General features: G+C 69.2%; 12 protein-coding genes and 1 tRNA gene. 4 read left to right on the forward strand and 9 right to left on the reverse strand.

Annotated elements, in window-relative coordinates:
• Window positions 1-67: 67 nt before the first annotated feature.
• The 5 genes from GV832_RS00980 to GV832_RS01000 all read right to left on the reverse strand — a co-directional run bounded on the left by GV832_RS00980 (window position 68) and on the right by GV832_RS01000 (window position 10,485).
• Window positions 68-766, reverse strand: a complete 699-nt coding sequence (locus tag GV832_RS00980; RefSeq protein WP_168772941.1) for an SDR family oxidoreductase — start codon at window positions 764-766, stop codon at window positions 68-70.
• Window positions 767-832: 66 nt separating this feature from the next.
• Complete coding sequence (locus tag GV832_RS00985) at window positions 833-1,198, reverse strand: dihydrodipicolinate reductase (protein WP_168772942.1); 366 nt, start codon at window positions 1,196-1,198, stop codon at window positions 833-835.
• Window positions 1,199-1,683: 485 nt separating this feature from the next.
• Window positions 1,684-8,085, reverse strand: a complete 6,402-nt coding sequence (locus GV832_RS22270; protein ID WP_168772943.1) for an SPM autocatalytic domain-containing protein — start codon at window positions 8,083-8,085, stop codon at window positions 1,684-1,686.
• Window positions 8,086-8,643: 558 nt separating this feature from the next.
• Window positions 8,644-8,718: transfer RNA gene (locus tag GV832_RS00995), tRNA-Thr, on the reverse strand.
• Between the two features lie 99 nt (window positions 8,719-8,817).
• Window positions 8,818-10,485 (reverse strand): ABC transporter permease, encoded by a 1,668-nt coding sequence (locus GV832_RS01000; RefSeq protein ID WP_168772944.1) that lies wholly within the window; start codon window positions 10,483-10,485, stop codon window positions 8,818-8,820.
• 80 nt (window positions 10,486-10,565) lie between these two features.
• Between GV832_RS01000 and GV832_RS01005 the strand changes: the two genes are divergently transcribed.
• Window positions 10,566-11,453 (forward strand): hypothetical protein, encoded by an 888-nt coding sequence (locus tag GV832_RS01005; RefSeq protein WP_168772945.1) that lies wholly within the window; start codon window positions 10,566-10,568, stop codon window positions 11,451-11,453.
• 157 nt (window positions 11,454-11,610) lie between these two features.
• Here the strand turns inward: GV832_RS01005 and GV832_RS01010 are convergent, their stop codons facing one another.
• Window positions 11,611-11,859 (reverse strand): DUF2312 domain-containing protein, encoded by a 249-nt coding sequence (locus GV832_RS01010; RefSeq protein WP_168772946.1) that lies wholly within the window; start codon window positions 11,857-11,859, stop codon window positions 11,611-11,613.
• Between the two features lie 78 nt (window positions 11,860-11,937).
• Between GV832_RS01010 and GV832_RS01015 the strand changes: the two genes are divergently transcribed.
• Window positions 11,938-12,162, forward strand: a complete 225-nt coding sequence (locus tag GV832_RS01015; protein ID WP_168772947.1) for a hypothetical protein — start codon at window positions 11,938-11,940, stop codon at window positions 12,160-12,162.
• Window positions 12,163-12,176: 14 nt separating this feature from the next.
• Here GV832_RS01015 and GV832_RS01020 read toward each other — a convergent pair whose 3' ends face one another.
• From GV832_RS01020 to GV832_RS01030, 3 genes are all read right to left on the reverse strand, one after another.
• Window positions 12,177-13,898 (reverse strand): enoyl-CoA hydratase-related protein, encoded by a 1,722-nt coding sequence (locus tag GV832_RS01020; protein ID WP_168772948.1) that lies wholly within the window; start codon window positions 13,896-13,898, stop codon window positions 12,177-12,179.
• A 567-nt stretch (window positions 13,899-14,465) separates the two neighbouring features.
• A complete protein-coding gene (locus GV832_RS01025) occupies window positions 14,466-14,663 on the reverse strand; it encodes a hypothetical protein (RefSeq protein WP_168772949.1) in 198 nt (65 codons plus the stop codon).
• Complete coding sequence (locus tag GV832_RS01030) at window positions 14,660-14,977, reverse strand: TraR/DksA family transcriptional regulator (protein WP_168772950.1); 318 nt, start codon at window positions 14,975-14,977, stop codon at window positions 14,660-14,662. The genes GV832_RS01025 and GV832_RS01030 overlap by 4 nt, the downstream gene beginning before the upstream one ends.
• 108 nt (window positions 14,978-15,085) lie before the next feature.
• Between GV832_RS01030 and GV832_RS01035 the strand changes: the two genes are divergently transcribed.
• Window positions 15,086-15,508, forward strand: a complete 423-nt coding sequence (locus tag GV832_RS01035; protein ID WP_168773116.1) for a YeeE/YedE family protein — start codon at window positions 15,086-15,088, stop codon at window positions 15,506-15,508.
• Window positions 15,508-16,362, forward strand: coding sequence for a DUF6691 family protein (locus GV832_RS22480; RefSeq protein WP_354001913.1), 855 nt, complete (start codon window positions 15,508-15,510; stop codon window positions 16,360-16,362). The genes GV832_RS01035 and GV832_RS22480 overlap by 1 nt, the downstream gene beginning before the upstream one ends.
• Window positions 16,363-17,515 lie beyond the last annotated feature (1,153 nt).

Genomic DNA, 17,515 nt, shown 5'->3' on the forward strand with positions numbered 1-17,515 from the left:
CGCCCCTGCCGCAGTCGGCGGGGCGAGGCAGGCCATTGGCGCCCGCCCCCCCAGTCGGCAGAGCCCCTTACACCCCGCGCGTCAGCCCGCCATCCACTTTCAGGTTCTGCCCGGTGATATAGCCCGCCCCCTCGGACAAGAGGAACGACACCGTGGCCGCGATCTCCTCGCTCGTGCCATAGCGCTCCATCGGCACCGAGGCGCGGCGTTCCTCCGTCGCGGGAAGGCTGTCGATCCAGCCCGGCAGGACATTGTTCATCCGCAGCCCCTTTGCCGCATGGGTATCGGCGAAGATCTTGGTGAAGCTCGCCAGCCCCGCCCGGAAGACGGCCGAGGTCGGGAACATCGGCGAGGGTTCGAAGGCCCAGGCGGTCGAGATATTGACCACCGCCCCCGCGCCCTGCGCCAGCATGATCGGCGCCACCAGCCGCACCGGCTTGATGACGCACATCAGGTAGACCTCCATGCCCCGGTGCCAATCCTCGTCGGAAATCTCCAAGAGCGGTCCGCGCGGCCCGTGGCCGGCCGAATTCACCAGCCCGTCGATCCGCCCCCAGCGGTCCATCGCCAGGTCGACCAGCCGTTGCAGGTCTTCCGTCGAGGTGTTCGACCCCGTCACCCCGACGCCGCCCAGCTCTGCCGCAAGCGCCTCGCCCTTGCCCGAAGAGGAGAGTACCCCCACCTTCCAGCCTTCGCCTGCCAGGCGCCGCGCCGCCGCCGCCCCCATACCGCTGCCGCCCGCCGTGATCAGTGCAACCTTGTCCATGGACCTCTCCCTTTTGCCCGCAGACTGCCAGAAGCCGCCCGCAGGGGAAAGTCATGAAACCCGGCGCTATTGCAGGCGAAAGGTGGCCGCGTCCCCCGCGCCCCGATCGACCGTGAAGCGCAGGCGCTGGTCCTCGGTCACCTCGACCAACTGGCAGTTGAAGGGGATGGGCGTGCCGCTCCAATCCATCTCGCGACAGAAATAGCCGTCCTTCCAGTCCCAGGTCCCCGTGACCGGCCAGCCAAGCGCATCGCCGCTGATCTTGCCATCCGCCGTGACCAGAAGCCGGATGCCATAGATCGGATGGCGCAACTCGCGTGCATCGAGAAGGTCGAGGAAGCTTTCGCGCTCGGTCACCGGCACGAATCCATCGGCCGCGGCTGCCGAGGAAAGCCCGATGACCAAGGCTGCGACCAGGGGAAAAGGCGTCATGTCCGTCCTGCCAATCCGAAAGACCGCCATCCTGTCCGGCGATGGCCCAAGGGTTACGCAGGAGGGGCGCATTCGGATCACGGAACCGTGGGTTTGGGTGGCATCCCCTGGACCCTGCCCGGGGGTGCCCCGGATCGATGGGGCCGGAGACGGGCAATCAAGCACCCTGTTGGACCTCACCTGGCGTGCCCTGGTCCCATCTCCGCCGGGGTCTCGACCACCGCTATCGCCCGCCCTGTCGGGCCAATGGCCGTCGCGGGCTCACTTCACGCGCCTGGCCCCGGGTGACGGGCCGTTTCGGCAGCGACGGCCTCCCCCATGATCCCATGCAGGCCGGGATCGGCAGCCAAGCCCGATAGCTTGCGCTCTCCCGTCACGGCTCCGAAAACCGCATCCTGGTCCCGGCCTGTCGACACCCCTGGTCTTCACCTCTCCGCGAGACTTCAAATCGGAGCCTCCGTCGCTGTCGATCTTCGGCGGGAAGCTCAGGTGACCAGGATATCGGTCTGCCCGATGATCCCGCCGAAGGTCAGGGTTGCCAGCACAACCGCAAGTCCGGCCCCGGAGCCATCGGCGTCATAGCGCAGGATGCCGGTGTCGGTCTCGAAATAGACCCGCACATCCAGGCTCAGCGCCAGGTCCGAGGTTCCGCTCTGGAAGGCCGCGGCCTGCAAGAGGCCGGGCACCAGGGCCTCGAAGCCGTTCGCGGCAAGCTCGACCCTGTCGAGGCCCGTGGTGAAGTCCGCCACCTCGTCGCCCCCCTCCGTCGTCCAGTCAAAGCGGAAGACATCGGCGCCCGAGCCCCCGGTCAGGACATCCGCCCCTTCCCCGCCCGCCAGGATGTCGTTGCCGCCACCACCTTCCAGCTGGTCATTGCCCTCGTTGCCGTTCAAGAGGTCATTTCCGGCAGCCCCGATCAACCTGTCCGCTCCAACGGCGCCGATCAGGAAGTCATTGCCCGCGCCGCCGTTCAGCAGGTCATCGCCCGTGTCGCCATAAAGCAGGTCGCCATCGTCCTGACCCTGCAAGTTGTCGTTCCCGCCGCCGCCATAGAGGTAATCGGCCCCGCTTCCGCCCTGGGCCGTGTCGGCCCCCTCGCCCAGCGTCGCCGCGTTCTCGAGCGCATCGCCGACGAACCTGTCGGCGCCGCCGCCGGTCGCCACCATCTCGACCGCCGTGAGCTGGCTGACCACGCCCGCCACCGAGAGGCTGCCCGTGGCCAGGTTCGCCGTCACATTGCCGGCGCCGTAATAGACCACCCCGTCGATCCCCGCGCCGCCGTCGATCGTGTCGCCCCCGTCGCCGTCGCGCAGCTCGAACGTGTCGTTTCCGGTGTCGCCCACCAGCGTATCGCCACCCGCCCTGCCGTTGAACGTATCGTTGCCGATGCCCCCAAGGATGCTGTCGGCCAGAAGCGTTCCGGTCAAGAGGCCATCGGCATCGATGGGCAGGGGGATGAAGCCGAAATTCGCCGGATCGAGGTCGGAGAGCTGCGTCTCGGCCAGGGTCAGGCTGACCCCGGGCGCCAGGGTCAGGAGGACATCCGCGCCGACCTGGGCCGCAAGGCCCAGAAGCGTCGCGAAATCGGGAACCAGGCCGCCCTGCACCTCGATCACCGTGCCGAAGGCGCCGCCGATGAAGCCCTCCAGCCGATCCGCCCCGGTGCCCGGCCCCACGACGATCCGGTCGCGCCCGCCCAGCGACTGGATCAGGTCATCGCCGCCATCCGACAGGAAGAGCTCGTTGCCGATCGAGCCGATCAGCGTGTCGTTGCCCCCGCCCCCGCCCGAGACCGTGACCAGGGCCAGGCGGTCGCGGACCTCGGCAAAGCTCAGCACTCCGTCGTCGAAGACGAAGCGCTCGATCCCGGCGCCGGCCTCGGACAGGGCGTGGTAGATCGCGACCGATCCCGGCTGGCCCTTGACGCTGACCACCAGGCGGTCAAAGGCCGTGCGGACGAACTTGGCATCCGCCAGCCGCACTCCCTCCATCCGCAGGACATCGCCGCCATCGAGGTTCACGGCCTCGTAGATCCGGTCGCTGCCATCGCCCGGGCGCCAGACATAGGTGTCGTCGCCAAGGCCCCCGTCCAGCGTGTCATTGCCCGTCCCGGCCAAAAAGACCGTGCCCAGCTCGTTGCCCGTCATGCTGTCGGCCCCCGAGGTGCCCAGGATCGGCAGGTCGGAAAGCTCCAAAAGGTCGAGCAGGCTGCCATCGGCATAGCGCAGCATCTTGACGGCCGGGTTCGTCGTGAAGGCCGAGACGATCTGCAGCACCTCGCCCGTCGCCTGGATGGTCACCAAAAGCGAATAGGGGTCCAGGGGATCGCGGGCAAAGCTGGCCTCGCCCGGCAGAACGTCCTGCAGCGCGATGATGTCGATGTCGCCCGCGACGAAGCTGCCGTCGAAGATCTGGTCGTTGCCGTCGCCCTTGCTCCAGAGGTAAAGGTCGCTGCCCATCGAGCCATCCAGCGTATCGGCCCCGGCGCCGCCCTGCAGCACGTCATTGGCAAAGCCGCCGCCGATGAAATTGGCCGCCCCGTCGCCCGCGAGGGGCAAGGCCAGGGCCAGGGCCTCGCGGTCCATGGTGCTGCCATCGGCAAAGACCAGGGTGCTGACGCCCGAGACCACGCCCGCGAAGGTCACCTTGAACTGGCCCGACAGGGTCAGGACCTCGGAAGTGGCCAGGTTCGTGATGCGCAGGTCGTCGTTGGGCATCCGGGCCAGCGCGACATCGCCGGGCAGAAGCCCCTCCAGGTGCAGGCGGCCGAGGCCCGCATCCGAGGCCGGGCCCTGCACCAGGATCAGGTCGTCGCCATCCCCCGCGCCCCAGTGGAAATCGTCATCCCCGCCGCCGCCCCCGGTCACGGTGTCATTGCCCGCATCCAGCCGGATCACGTCGTCCGAGGTCGTGCCCTCGATGAAATCCGCCCCCGAAGTGCCCTTGATCTCGGCCAGGGCCCGCAGGTCGTCGCGGCCAAGGACCGTGCCGTCGTCCAGGACCAGCCGCCAGATGCCGCGGAAATCCTCGCCGAAGAGGTTGGGAGAGAACATGTCCTTGACCTGCACGCTGTCCCCGCCGGCCCCGATGAGGATCAAAAGGTCGTCGCCCAGCGTCTCGGTCATCAGGCGGAATTGCAGGTCGGCCAGGGTCACCCCGGTCAGAAGCAAGGTGTCGCCATCGGGAACCCCGGTGGGCGTCGCGTCGATCAGCAGGTCCTGCCCCTGGCCCAGGCCAGCTACGACATAGGTATCGGTCCCCTCGCGCCCCGCCAGCGTGTCGTTGCCCAGGCCCCCGGTCAGCGTGTCATTGCCCTGGCCCGCGTCGATCTGGTCCTGGCCCGCCAGCCCGTCCAGCGCCTCGGCGCCCGAGGTGCCGTTCAGCGTGTCATCCGCCGCGCTGCCGCTGCGGACGGCGGCGGCATTGATCTCGGCCAGGGTCAGGGTGACCCCGCCATCCAGCCGGATCTCCTCCAGCGCCGAATTGCCGAAGAAATGCTGCGTCACGGTCAGGGTCTTGCCGGTCACGAGGTCGGTCAGCCGCAGGTCGTCGTTCTGCAACCGCTCGATCCCCAGGTCCGAGCGCGCCACGCCCGTCAGGATCAGCCGGTCGGTCTCGACCCAGGACCCGTTGCCCAGGTCGGTGATCGTGTCCGAGCCCCCGTTGCGCGCCCAGCGGTAGGTGTCGCCCCCCAGCCCGCCCCGCATCAGGTCGTCTCCGCCCCGGCCGTTGAACCCATCCGCGCCCGAGGTCCCGTCCAGCGTGTCGTTCGTCCCAAGCCCCAGGATCGTGGCCGCCGTGACCGGGGTGAAGAGCGCCGCGATCCGGTCGGAGGTCAGATAGCTGCCGTCGCCGAAGGTCACGCGCTGCACCGTGCCGAAGCCCAGGGTGCCGAACTGGTCCTCGATGGTCAGATCGGCGGTGCCGGGCACGTTCAACAAGAGCGAGCTGCCCACCTTGGTCAGCCGCACATCCGCCTGGACAAGCCCCGCCAGCACGACCTCGGCCCCGCCCCCCGCCACGGTATCGGCGCCGGTTTGGCCCGCGTCGCGGATATAGACATCCGCCCCGCCCCCTCCCGTCACCGTGTCGAAGCCGCGCCCGATGTGGAAGGTCTCCGCCACCGAGGTCCCGGTGATCGCCGTGTTTCCATTGGTCATCTGGCCCTGGTACAGAAGCTCGACCAGGCCCCGCGCATCGAGGGTAGAGCCATCCGAAAAGCGGATCGTCTCGACCACATTGGCGAATTCGGTGGCAAAGAAGCCCAGGGCGAACTGGCCCTTCAGCGTCACCTTCTCGGAGGAATAGCCGGTAAAGGTCAGGACCGCGTCGCCCGCCACATTGGCCACCCGCATGAGCGACCGGTCGAAGTCATGGAGCCAAAGCGTGTCGGTGCCGCCAAAGGCCAGCTCGACCACCGTATCGCGCCCGCTGCCGATGAAGTGGTGATAGGTGTCGTCGCCGCCCTGCCCCTCCAGCCGGTCCGAGCCGCCGCCGCCGTCCATCTGGTCATCGCCGATGCCGCCGAAGATCGTCTCGTTGGTCAGCCCGCCCGCGCCCGAGATGATCTCGAACTGATCGGCCACCACCCCGTCCGAGAACCAGACCTGCAGCGCGAAATCCGCCCGGGTGACGCCGGTGAAGGTGATCGACCCGCCGCCCCGGAAGGTGATGACCGGCGAGAACCCATCGGCCCCCATGCGGATCACCGCATCGGCCGAGGCGATGTCGGTCAGGACGATCCGGTGCAGGATGTGATCGGCGCCCGCGGCATCGACCGTGTCATCGCCATCGCCCTGGGCGTAAAGCAGCGTGGTCACATCCTCGCCCAGGGCATCGTCGGTGACGGGGTCGTGCTGGATCAGGTCATTGCCCTGCCCGGCATCGACCACCATGACATCGCTGTCGGCGGCCGAAAGGAAATGCGAATGGGGAAGGCGGATCGTCTCGGCCGCGCCCGTGCCCGCCAGATGCGCCGCGCCAGAGGCGAGGTCGACCGCCAGCGCGGTCAGCCCGCGCGCGTCCAGGGCCGAGAGCCAGGCCGAAAGGTCGGCGCGAAAGGCCGCCTGGTTGCGGTCGTAGAAATCCCATTGCAGCGACGAGAGAAGCGGCAGGGTCTGCTCCAGCGCCGCGATGGCCCCCGCCCGATCCGGCGGCAGGTGATCCAGGATGCCCTGCACCACGGTTTCGGGAAAACCGCTGATCCCGCCCGTGACCTCGTCATAGGCAAAGAGCGCGAAGGGGCTGAAGACGGTCTCGGGATGACCCTCGGCCAGGTCGGACTTGGCCAGGGCGATGACGAAGCGCAGGGCGAGGCTGTCGAGGATCTCTTCATAGGTCCCAAGCTCCTGGGCGGCCAGGAGGCCCGAGCCGAGGCCGGGGCGGGTTTGCAGGATCTGGGCGAGGAAGGCCGCGGCAAAGGCCTCCTTGCTGGCGAAACCGGCCTCCTCGACCCCGACCCAATCCTGGACCATGGCCTCGAAGGCGGCGTGGAATTCGGGCCCGGACAGGCTGGCCCCGGTGTCGCGCAGCGCCTGGACGCTGGCCTGCAAGGCGGGGTCCAGCGCCATGGCCAGCCGCAGGTCGGGCGCCTGGCCCATGCCGTGCAATTGCGGCAGGGCGAGGATCGCGGCGGTGATCGTCACCCCGGCGGGGACTGACGGGTTGGTGACGAAACCGTCCTGGGCCAGGCCCACCGCCGCCATCTCGTGGGTCAGCCCATCGACCGTGGTGAACCGACCGAAGCCCTGGGCCACCGCATCGGCCAAGGCCGAGCCCTGGCCGCCCTGGTTCGCGATGTCCAGGCTGACGATCCCGGCCTCGGTCAGGGTCTCAAGCTCTCCGGCATCGGTCTGGCCGTCCTGGTCCAGGTCGCGCCAGACGCGCAGGCTTCCCCAGATCGCATCGCGGGCGTCGATCACCCCGTCGCCGTTGGAATCGGCCTGGGCCAGGTCATCCAGCGCATTGACGCTCTCAGAGCCAAAAAGCTCGGCCTGGCCATCGACCAGCCCGTCGAAATCGAGGTCCCGCACCAAGAGCCCGTCATCGGGATCGACCCAGGTCGTCATCCGCGACACGCCGCTGCCATCGCCATCCCAGAACACCGGAGGCGCCCCGCGCGCCGTCATCTCGACCCCATCGCGATCGAGGTCCAGGACCAGCGGGTCCCAGATGGCGCTGAACGGATTGCCCGTCCCCGAGGTCGGCTGCGCGGGCGGCGGCGTCGAGCTGCCGCCGCCGGTATTGTTCTGCACCGGCAAGCCCTTGTATTCCGCCTTCAGCCGGCGCGCATCGCCCACGGGATCGACCGACATGTAGTCGCCGACAATGCCCGACATCTCTCCGCTGATCGTGCCGATCTCCGAGATGGCCGACAGGATCGCCGCCACCTTGGCCTGGATCGCCTCCAGCGCCTGCACGGTCAGGCCCAGGCCCGCGCCCGGAATGGCCAGCGCCTGGGCCCCGGGGATCAGCGCCGCCGCCGTCAACCCCGCCGAGGCCGCCCGCAAGAGGTTCAGCGCCGCATTGCTGGAGTTCTCGAAAAGCTGGACCGAGCTGCCATAGGCCTTGTTCGGCCCGGTCTCGTATTCGCCGCAGCTGAGCGTGTTGAGGCTGCGCGCCGCGGTGACGGCCGAGGTGACGGCGGTGACGACCGTCGTCAGGTTGTCGACCTGGCTCTTGAACTCGCCGATGTCCTTGACGACGGTGCCCACATTGGGCAGGCCCGCAAGGTCGGGATCGGTCGACATGGCCTGAAGCGCGCCGGCCTTCTGGGTCAGCTTGTCCTGCAGGTCCTCCAGCGACTTCTCGACCGCCTGGTCGATCAGGTCCTGGGTCCAGTCCTGAGTCTCCTGGTTGAGTTGGTCATAGCTCTGCTGGCCCGCCATGGCGGCACCTCCCGTAAATGTGATTCCTTCAAAAATTGCGAGAGAGGCTGCGCCCGCCGGGCGATTCGCACAAGAAAATAAGGTGACCGCGCGTCCCGGGGCCCCTTATCCGGCTGACATCACCGCGCAGGGAAGCGCCCCTCCGGTGCCGTGGCGACTTGCGGGGAACAGAGGGCGATGCCAGGGCCTGCGCAGCGCAGATGATCCGTGCCGGGCCTTGGGTCCGGTCGAAACGCGGCCCGCCGGGGTCACCCTTTCGGACCAAGCCGGGCAAAGCGCCCGCGATCCCGTCGCAAGGCCGGGCGCGCAGGGCCCTGGTCTCGCGGGTCATGGCCCCGATCATCTCCGCTGCGGAAGGGCACGGAGGATTGTCCCTTCGGCGGAAGGCTGCGCGAGGGGCTGCCGAACGATCCCCCGGTTTTCAGCCTCATCCTGCCCGGCAAGCCTCGGGCCCGGGCTCGGCAACCGTGGATCGCGCAGCCAAGGGGGGCAAACAGGGAGACAGGACCTGAACAAAACGCCAAGCGCCTTGTCTTTGCCCGCAATTTCCAGATCGAATGGTGCCGGTGGAGAGGATTGAACTCCCGACCTTCGCTTTACAAGAGCGCTGCACTACCGCTGTGCTACACCGGCCCGGGGTCTCTTTAGCGCCAAGGGACGGGCCTTGCAACCGGGCTTGGCGCCTGTCTGGCCCAGGCGCCTGCCGGACGACCGATCCGGTGCCCGAAAGGCTCACCGCTCTTCGTGCAAGAGCGCCCAGACAGCGACCAGGCCCACGGCGCCGACGATCAGGGCGGCGGGCGCGCCCTGGCCGATCTTCTCAAGACTGGCCAGGTCATAGGCCCGCGTGGCCAAGGTGTTGAAATTGAAGGGCCGCAGCATCAAGGTCGCAGGCAGCTCCTTGACGCTGTCGACAAAGACGATCAGCACCGCCGTCCAGACCGAGCCGCGCATCAAGGGCAGGTGGATGCGGCGCAGAACCCCGGTGGGGCTCTCTCCCAAGGCGCGGGCGGCCAGGGGCAGGACCGGGGAAATCCGGCCGAAGGCGGTCTCGATCGCACCCTGTGCCACGCCGAAGAACCGGATGACATAGGCCAGGACCACGGCGGCCGCCGTCCCGGTCAGCAAGAGCCCCGGGTCAGTGCCCGTCACGGCCAGGATCGCATCGGCCAGGCGATGGTCCAGCGCGGCCAGTGGGATCAGGATGCCCACGGCCAGCACGGCGCCCGGCGCGGCATAGCCGAGCGAGGTCAGGGGCAGGACGACGCGCGACAGGCGCTCGGGACCCTGGCGCAGGGCATGGACCAGGAGCAGCGCCAGCCCCACGGTCAGGGCGGCGGCCAGGGCTCCGACCACCAGCGTGTTCAGCATGGCCTGCCCCAGCCCCGGCGCAAGCCAGACCGAAGGGTGGCGCAGGGCATGGCCCGCCATGACGCCCACGGGCAGGCCAAAGCCCATCCCCAGCGGCAGAAGACAGGCCAGCGTCGCCAGCACCGCCCAGGGCCCGGTCAGCCGCATCGGCGTCACGGGCCGCGTCGCGCGCGAGGGCTTGTGGAACAGCGCCCTCCGGCGGCTGGCGCGTTCCGAAAGCACCAGGAACAGGATCAGCGTCAGGATGACAAAGGCCAGTTGCGCCGCCCCCCCCGCATTGTCCGAGTTGAGCCAGGTCGAAAACACCCCCGTCGTCAGGGTCTGCACCGCGAAATGCTGCACCGCGCCGAAATCGGCCAGCGTCTCCATCAAGACCAGGGCCAGCCCCGCCGCGATGGCGGGCCGCGCCAAGGGCAGGCCCACCCGCAGAAACAGCCCCAGGGGCGAGGCGCCAAGGGCCCGGGCCACCTCGTAGCTGCCGCCCGATTGCTCGCGGAAGGCCGAGCGCGCCAGGAGGTAGACGTAAGGGTAATAGGCCGAGGCCAGGACCAGGATGGCAAAGCCCATCGAGCGGATCTCGGGGAAGGCATAGTCCCGCGCCGATTGCCACCCCATCAGCGCCCGAAGCGCGGTTTGCAGCGGGCCCGCATAGTCCAGGAAATCGACCAGGGCATAGGCGCCGATATAGGCCGGGATCGCCAGCGGGAAAAGCATGGCGCGGTCGAGCCAGCGGCTCCCCGGGAAGCGATACATGGTCAAGAGCCAGGCGGCCCCGGTGCCGATGGCGGTGGCCAGGGCCCCCACGCCGGCGCCCAGGACGGCCGTGTTCCACAGATAGCGCGGCAGGACGGTCGACAGAAGATGCGGCCAGATGTTCTCGGTCGGATGAGCCGCGATCCACAGGACCGACAGCACCGGCACCATCACAAGGGCGGTGATGGCGACGGCCAGAAGGCTCCAGCCATCGGGGCGGAAGAACTGCCTTGCCCGAGGGGTATCCTGCCTTGCCTGAGTCTTTTGCTGGGTCATGCGCAGGCACTAGCGGAAAGAGGTTCCCCTGTCCAGAAAAGCCCGTATATTCGGGGCAAAAGCAGAAACGGGGGCAGGAGATGCGGATCGTCTATCATCTCGGGGCGCATTGCACCGATGAAGAGCGCCTCTTGCGCTGCCTGTTGAAGAACCGTGGCCTGCTGGGGCAGCAGGGCATCGTCGTGCCGGGACCCACGCGCTATCGCAACCTCTTGCGCGACACGGCCATCGCGCTGAAGGGACAGGCGGCAACGGTCGAGACCCAGGCCCTGGTGCTGGAACAGATCATGGAGGAAGACCGGGCCGAGCGGCTGATCCTCTCCTGGGACAATTTCCTGGCCTTCATCCCCTGGGCGGTGGACGGGATGCTTTATCCCTCGGCGGGACCCCGGACCCGCGCCTTCGCCCAGGTCTTTCCCCAGATCGAGGCCGAGTTCCACCTGGCCATCCGAAACCCCGCAAGCTTTCTGCCGCAGGTCTTTCACCGGCAAAAGGGGATCAAGGGCGGCAAGCCGACGCTGGAGGCCTTTACCGCCGGGATGGACATTTTCGACCTGCGCTGGTCGGATGTGGTCGAACGCATCCTCGAGGCCAATCCCGAGGCCTCGATCACGCTGTGGTGCGACGAGGATACGCCCCTGATCTGGCCGGAGGTGCTTCAGGCGGTCTCGGGCCATGCGCCGGGAACGGTGCTCGAGGACGAGGGCGCGCTTCTGGCCGAGATCATGTCGCAAGAGGGCCTGTCGCGGATGAAGGCCTATGTGGAAAGCCACCCGGTGAGTTCCGTGGCGGGGCGCCGCCGGGTGGTCTCGGCCTTCCTGGAGAAGTTCGCCATTCCCTCCAAGGTCGCCCAGGAGGTCGAGATGGAGGGCTGGACGGAGGGCACCATCGCCGCGCTGACCGAAGGGTATCTGGAAGATGTGGCCTATCTGGCCGAGATGCCGGGCGTGACGCTGATCCGGCCCTGAGGCGGCCCAAAGCCGGGTCTTGCCGGGCGGGCTTCGATTTTTCGAAGAAAAATCGCCTCCCTCCCGGCGGTGGCGATTTTTCTTCGAAAAATCGTAAACCGCCGGGACAGGGCCCGAGGAGCGGGCCCACCGCCGCATCACGGCAGCGGGCCTGGTCTCAGATCATCCCCAGCGCGGCCTTGTAGACCTCGAGCACGGCCTCTTCCTCGGCCAGCTCGTCGGGCTTCTTCTTGCGGAGCGCGAGGATCTTGCGGAGCGCCTTGGTGTCATAGCCGCGCCCCTTGGCCTCGGCCATGGTCTCCTTGATCTGCTCGGCAATGTCCTTCTTTTCGGCTTCCAGCTGTTCCACCCGTTCGATGAACTGCTTCAGCTCGTCAGCGGTGACGGAATAGGGATCGTTCGACATGGGAGTGCCTCTGGTCATGGGTTCGGCTGGCAGCTATAGCGCCGGGGGCGTCAGGTGCAAGAGACAAGGAAGCGCGGCATGTCACAGGAATGGGTCACGGCGATGATCTGGGGTGGGGCTTTCGTCACGCTGACGGGGGTCTTTGGTCTTCTGCAATGCGGCAGGCTTTCGATGAAGGCCAAGACCCTGGCGGATGCCGAGGCCCGCGCGCTGATGGAGCGGGTGATAAGGCTGAACCTCGCCTCGATGGGGCTGGCCGTCCTTGGGCTGATGCTGGTCGTGGCCGGGCTCTTCCTGCGCTAGGGCCCCGGCCTTTTTCAAAGCCCGAAGCGCCCGCCCTCGGCGATCAGCCGGTCGATCACCGGCGAGACGGCAAAGACCGGCGCAGGCCCCAGCTTGCGCAGGTCGGCGCGCAGAAGCAAAAGCCCCCGGCGGTCGGCCTGGTGCAAGGGTCCGCCCAGCCAGCGCGGCATGAGCCCCGACAGCACCGCCACCGCGTCGATGTCGCAAGGCCGCGCCGCCCTTCCGTCTTCCAGCATCCGCGCGGCCTCGGCCGCCAGCGCCGCAAGCCCCGCGCGCAGGATCGCGGGCGCGGCCGTGCCCCCCTGGCCGCCGCCCAGGCCCGCAGCCGCGAAGGCGCCCCGCACCTCTGCCGCGCCATGGGCCGCAGACAGCGCCTCGACCGCGGCTTCAAGCGCCAGGCGCAGGCCCAGCTCGACCGGGCCACCGGGGCCGACCGAGACCACCCGCCAGCCCAGCCTTTGGCCAAAGGCCCGGGCCCGCGCCACCAGCTCGGCCCTTGCCCCCGGCCCGCAGGACAGCTCTGACAGCGCCCCCACCCCCTCGCCCAGGGTCAGACCGACGCCCAGGCTGGCAGCCCCCAGCACGATCTCGGGCGCCGAAGTCCCGCCCTCCACCCCCGGAGGCACGAAGACCAGGTCCAGCCCCTCGGGGAGATCGCCCTGCCCCGCCGCCATCCGGCCCCAGGCCGCCTCGCGCGCCTCGGGCGTCAGCCGCCCCGCCGCAACCTCGGCATCCAGCGCGCCCACCACGCTGGCCAGGGTCCCGGTCAAGGCGCCGCGGTCGGCATCGACCAGCACGACCTCGACCCCCGCCCGGACGGCCTGCAGCGCAAGTTCGGCGCCGACATCGGTGGCCCCCCAGATCCCCACGGTCCGGACCCCTGGCGCGGGCTGGCCCTGGGGCGGCGCAAGGGCCAGGCGTTCGGCCCGCAGCGCATGGACCAGGCCCGCCGCCTCGGGCGTGGCGATCAGGTCGCCCAGGGCCGCCTCCTCCATGTTGAGCCCCATGGCAAAGGGCAAAAGCCCCGAGGCCTCGACGCAATCGACCAGCTTCCAGGCGGCGGGCAAAGGGGTGGCGCCCAATTGGACCCGCGCCGCCTCGACCACGGCGGGCAGGCGCGACAGGTCGCGCGGCATCATCTGCGACAGCCGCCGCGGCGCGAGGCCACGCCCGGCCATGGCCAGGGCGGCCTGACCGAGGACACCGGTGCAGACCTCGTCGACCAGGCCAAGCGCCAGGGCCTCGGCGGCCGAGATGGGGCGGGCCTCCAGCATCAGGCGCAGGGCCTGTTCCGCCCCGATCAGCCGAGGCAGGCGCTGGGTCGTGCCCGCGCCGGGGATCAGGCCAAGGCCCAGTTCGGGCAGGCCGATGACCGCGCCCTCATGGGCGATGCGCCAATGGGCCGCGAGGGCAAGGGCACAGCCGGCCCCCAGCGCCATGCCGTGCAAGGCGGCGATGACGGGCTTGGGACAGGCCTCGATCCGGGCACAGACCCGGGCGAGGTCCGGGTCAGGGGTCAGGGCGGTCTCGAGCGGCGCCCCGGCAGAGAAGCCCCGCCCCTCGCCCCGCAGGATCACCGCCGAGACCGAAGCATCGGCCTCGATCCGGTCAAGCGCCGCGATCATCGGCGCGGCCATGCCTTGCGTCCAGAGATTGGCCGGGGGATGGGTCAGGACCAGGACGGCCACCTGTCCCATGCGGTCCACCCGAACCAGCCCGCCGCTTGCCTCTGCCATCTGCGCCCCCCGAAGCCACCTGCCGCATTACAGAGCGAATTTCCCGCGCTTGTCCATGGGGCGCGAAGGAGAGCGGCGGGGATCGGGGATGTGGCGGGGGAATGTGGCGGGGGCGACCGGCAGAGGGCCAGGACAAGGCAGCAAGGTCCGAGGGAGGGGGTGATGCGCCGAAGTAAGTGGCGCGGCGGACAGGAGGACAGGGCCGCGCGGCGGAGGACTTTGGGCGCGGAGAACAAGGCTTGAGACGGGGGAAGCAGCGCTCTCGGGGGAAAGGGCTGCTCGGGCTGGGGGAAGCGGTGGTCGCGGGGGAAAGGGTTGCTCGAAGCGGGGGAAGTGGGGCTCTCGGGGTGAGGCAGAACCGGCCTGGCGCGGGGTGGACGGCTGGAACCCATGCACGGGGCCAAAGCCAGGGCCCTAGGGTGGAAAGAGGGGGGGCAAAGTCAGGGCCAGCACCAGACCCAGTGCCAGGGTCATGCCCGGTTTCAGGCGAAGGTCAAGTCCATGAGTCAGGCCCGGAATCGGGCGCGCCCGGATGCCGGACGCGCCGCCTTTTCCTTGCGCCTTGCCTCAGACCGGCAGGTTGTCCAGGACGAGATCCTCGTCCTCTTCCGCCCCGCTTGCAGCCTGGGGCGGCAGGGGGCCCGGTGCATAAAGGGCCGAGAACATCGCGGTCAGGCCATCGAGCTCGGCCCGCAGGCCGGTCAGGACGATATCCCGCGTGACCTCGCCCCAGGCCCGCGCCAGGCTGTCATGAACCTGGGTCATTTCGCGCAATCCTTGCAAAAGGGCGTGAAGGGCACGGCATCCAGCCGCGCCTGGGCGATCTCGGCGCCGCAGGTCTGGCAGAAGCCATAGTCGCCCGCCTCGATCCGGGCCAGGGCGGCAGAGATGGCGCGCAGCTCGGACTGGGCCTCGAGCCCCATCCCCTCCAGCACCTCATCGCCCTCGCGTTCGGTCGCAAGCTCTTCCCAGTCCTGCGCATCATGGCTGATCAACTCGGCCGCGATCCCCTTGGTCCGCACCGTCAGCGCCTCGGCCCGGGCCAGAAGGTCGGCCTTGCGCTCCGCAGTCGTTTTCATGTCTCGCCTCCTTGGTTGCCCCGACCTTGGGCCAGGACGCCGCATCCTGCCTTGATCCACGTCAAGAGACATGCCAAGCCCATGGCGGCGAGTGAACAGGAGGGCGGGATGCAGGCGGATTGGCTTTGGGGCCTGGCGGGCGGGCTGATGATCGGGACGGCGGGGGCGCTCTACCTGCTGATCCATGGCAGGATCATGGGGGCCTCGGGGATCCTGGGCGGGCTGGTCGATGGCACGGAGCGGCAGAACCGCCTCGAGCGGCTGGCCTTCCTGGCGGGACTGGTGCTGGCGCCGCTGCTCCTGGCCGGGGCCTGGGGGGCGCAAACCAACCTGACAGGCAACTGGGCGCTGATCCTGGGCGGAGGTCTCCTGGTGGGATTCGGCACGCGGCTGGCCAATGGCTGCACCTCGGGCCATGGGGTCTGCGGCATCTCGCGCCTGTCCTGGCGCGGCATCGTCGCCACCCTGTTCTATATCCTGGCCGGAGGCGTCACCATGGCGCTCTTGCGCCACGCGCTGGGGTGGCTCTGATGCGCGCGCTTTCGGCTTTCCTGACAGGCGGGCTCTTCGGGCTGGGGCTTCTGGTCTCGGGGATGACCGATACGCTGAAGGTCCAGGGCTGGCTGGATGTCTTCGGCGACTGGGACCCGACGCTGGCCTTCGTCATGGGCGGGGCCATCCTGCCCATGGTCCTGGCCTGGAGGATCGCCGCCCGCCGCCGCGTCTCGGTCCTGGGCGATGCAATGCCCGGCCCGGCGCGGAGGGGGATCGGGGGCGACCTGGTCCTGGGGTCGGTGCTGTTTGGCGCGGGCTGGGCGCTGGCGGGGCTTTGCCCCGGGCCGGCGCTGGCCGTGCTGGGCTTTGGCGGGATGGGCGGTGTGGGCTTTCTTGTCGCCATGTGTGGCGGTATGGTCCTTGCAAAGCCCTTGCGGAGCCGCGGCTCCGCCTTGCCGAAAGGAAGCCAAATGGACATCCGCCACCTGACGCCCGACTACGCCGTCTCGCCCCAGATCACGCCAGAGGACATGGCCACGCTCAAGGGCCTGGGCTTCACCACGGTGATCGACAACCGCCCCGATGGCGAGATCCCGGCGGAGTGGTCGGCCGAGGTCATGGCAGAGGCCGCAGCGGCGCAGGGCCTGGCCTTCGTGGTCAACCCGATCCGGCCGGGGGATTTCTCGGACGCCGTGCTGGCGGCGCAGGGGGCGGCGATTGCGGGGGGCGGCAAGGTCTTTGCCTATTGCGCCAGCGGCAACCGGTCGTCCTGCGCCTGGGCCATGTCGGCGCCGGGACCGCTTTCGACCGAGGAGCGCATCGCGATCCCGGCGCGCTTTGGCTACAACCTGGAAGGCTTGCGCGCGCGGATCGCGGCACTGCGCGGCTGACCCCGGGGACAGGGGGCCTCGCCTGGCGGCTCGGCCCGCGCGGCGGCGGCAGCCAGAGAGGGGGACCCTCTCCGGACCTCTCCCGGGTCGCGCCGGGGGAGGGGTCGGTGCCTGGCGCCCACTCCCCTGCCCCAACGAGGCGGCCATTGATCTCCAAGGGTAGAAGCTGCAAGGACAGCGGTCCGCCCCGGGTTCACGCCCTGGGGGCCCTGGCCGGGCGCCGGTGCCGTAAGGGAAAGCCCCTGGGCAAGCGGGCGGAGGCAGGAAGAGGGCCCGGTCCATGCGCAACCAGGGCGGGGGCAGCGGCGCCATGGGTCGAGGCCCGGGGTGGAGGCTGCCGGTTCCAGGCGCGACCCCGGCCTGGGGGGCAGGAGACGCCCCCGGGGGATCGGTGACAGGGCAAGCGGTTCGACCAGCGCGGCAGGGTGGCTGTGCCGCTCCACCGGGGCGGGCCGATAGCGCAAAGCCTTTGACCAGGGCACCGCGCGCAGGGAAGGCCGCGCAACCTTGGCCCGCTGTGCCCCTGGACCCAAGAGGCGATTGCGACAGCCTTCCGCGCGCGTGGATAAGACTGGGCGGCCACTGCCACCTCCGGCACCTCCATCGACCAGCCTTCCACGCGTGGAGAAGACTGATCACGCGTTGCGGCCATCACGCCCCCGCGCCTCGGCTTTCCGGGTGCCAGGAAAAGATGGCCCGGCCCTTGGCGCTTGGTTGGCCGATGTCAGGCCCTCGGGAATGCGTTCGTCGAAGCGGGTGGCGCTGATATCTGACCTTTTGCGATGCGCGGACGGGGGATTCGGGCATTACTGGACACGCCAGCAGGCTCAGGGGCCATTGTGCCGCGCGCGGACGGGGGCTTCTCTTCGGCCGCTTTGGCCTCGGCCGCCGGATGGTTCGACTTCGCCGCCTCGTCGCTTGGGACCTGTCCAGGCGGGCGAAATCCGCGCCGGTTCTTCTCCTTCAAGGTCGCGATGAGATGCGGGAGAAGATCGGCCCGCGTCTTTCGGGCGAGCCTGCGGGGAAAGGCACGACCCCGGGCCAGGCCTGGTGGACAATCCCCCGATGCCGCCTTGCCGATACGCTCGCCGCGCATCCTGTCGGAGAAAGCCTGCCGCCCCGCGCAAATCGCTCTTTGGGCGGCGGCCCTTTG

This window comes from Stagnihabitans tardus, assembly GCF_009925085.1.
Lineage (GTDB): Bacteria > Pseudomonadota > Alphaproteobacteria > Rhodobacterales > Rhodobacteraceae > Stagnihabitans > Stagnihabitans tardus.

Excerpts from the sequence above, each read along its gene's own strand:
- GV832_RS01000 (WP_168772944.1), bottom strand. The coding sequence starts at position 10,485 with ATGACCCAGCAAAAGACTCAGGCAAGGCAGGATACCCCTCGGGCAAGG.
- GV832_RS01030 (WP_168772950.1), bottom strand. The coding sequence starts at position 14,977 with ATGAAAACGACTGCGGAGCGCAAGGCCGACCTTCTGGCCCGGGCCGAG.
- GV832_RS01015 (WP_168772947.1), top strand. The coding sequence starts at position 11,938 with ATGTCACAGGAATGGGTCACGGCGATGATCTGGGGTGGGGCTTTCGTC.
- GV832_RS00980 (WP_168772941.1), bottom strand. The coding sequence starts at position 766 with ATGGACAAGGTTGCACTGATCACGGCGGGCGGCAGCGGTATGGGGGCG.
- GV832_RS01010 (WP_168772946.1), bottom strand. The coding sequence starts at position 11,859 with ATGTCGAACGATCCCTATTCCGTCACCGCTGACGAGCTGAAGCAGTTC.
- GV832_RS00985 (WP_168772942.1), bottom strand. The coding sequence starts at position 1,198 with ATGACGCCTTTTCCCCTGGTCGCAGCCTTGGTCATCGGGCTTTCCTCG.
- GV832_RS01025 (WP_168772949.1), bottom strand. The coding sequence starts at position 14,663 with ATGACCCAGGTTCATGACAGCCTGGCGCGGGCCTGGGGCGAGGTCACG.
- GV832_RS01035 (WP_168773116.1), top strand. The coding sequence starts at position 15,086 with ATGCAGGCGGATTGGCTTTGGGGCCTGGCGGGCGGGCTGATGATCGGG.
- GV832_RS01005 (WP_168772945.1), top strand. The coding sequence starts at position 10,566 with ATGCGGATCGTCTATCATCTCGGGGCGCATTGCACCGATGAAGAGCGC.
- GV832_RS22270 (WP_168772943.1), bottom strand. The coding sequence starts at position 8,085 with ATGGCGGGCCAGCAGAGCTATGACCAACTCAACCAGGAGACTCAGGAC.
- GV832_RS01020 (WP_168772948.1), bottom strand. The coding sequence starts at position 13,898 with ATGGCAGAGGCAAGCGGCGGGCTGGTTCGGGTGGACCGCATGGGACAG.
- GV832_RS22480 (WP_354001913.1), top strand. The coding sequence starts at position 15,508 with ATGCGCGCGCTTTCGGCTTTCCTGACAGGCGGGCTCTTCGGGCTGGGG.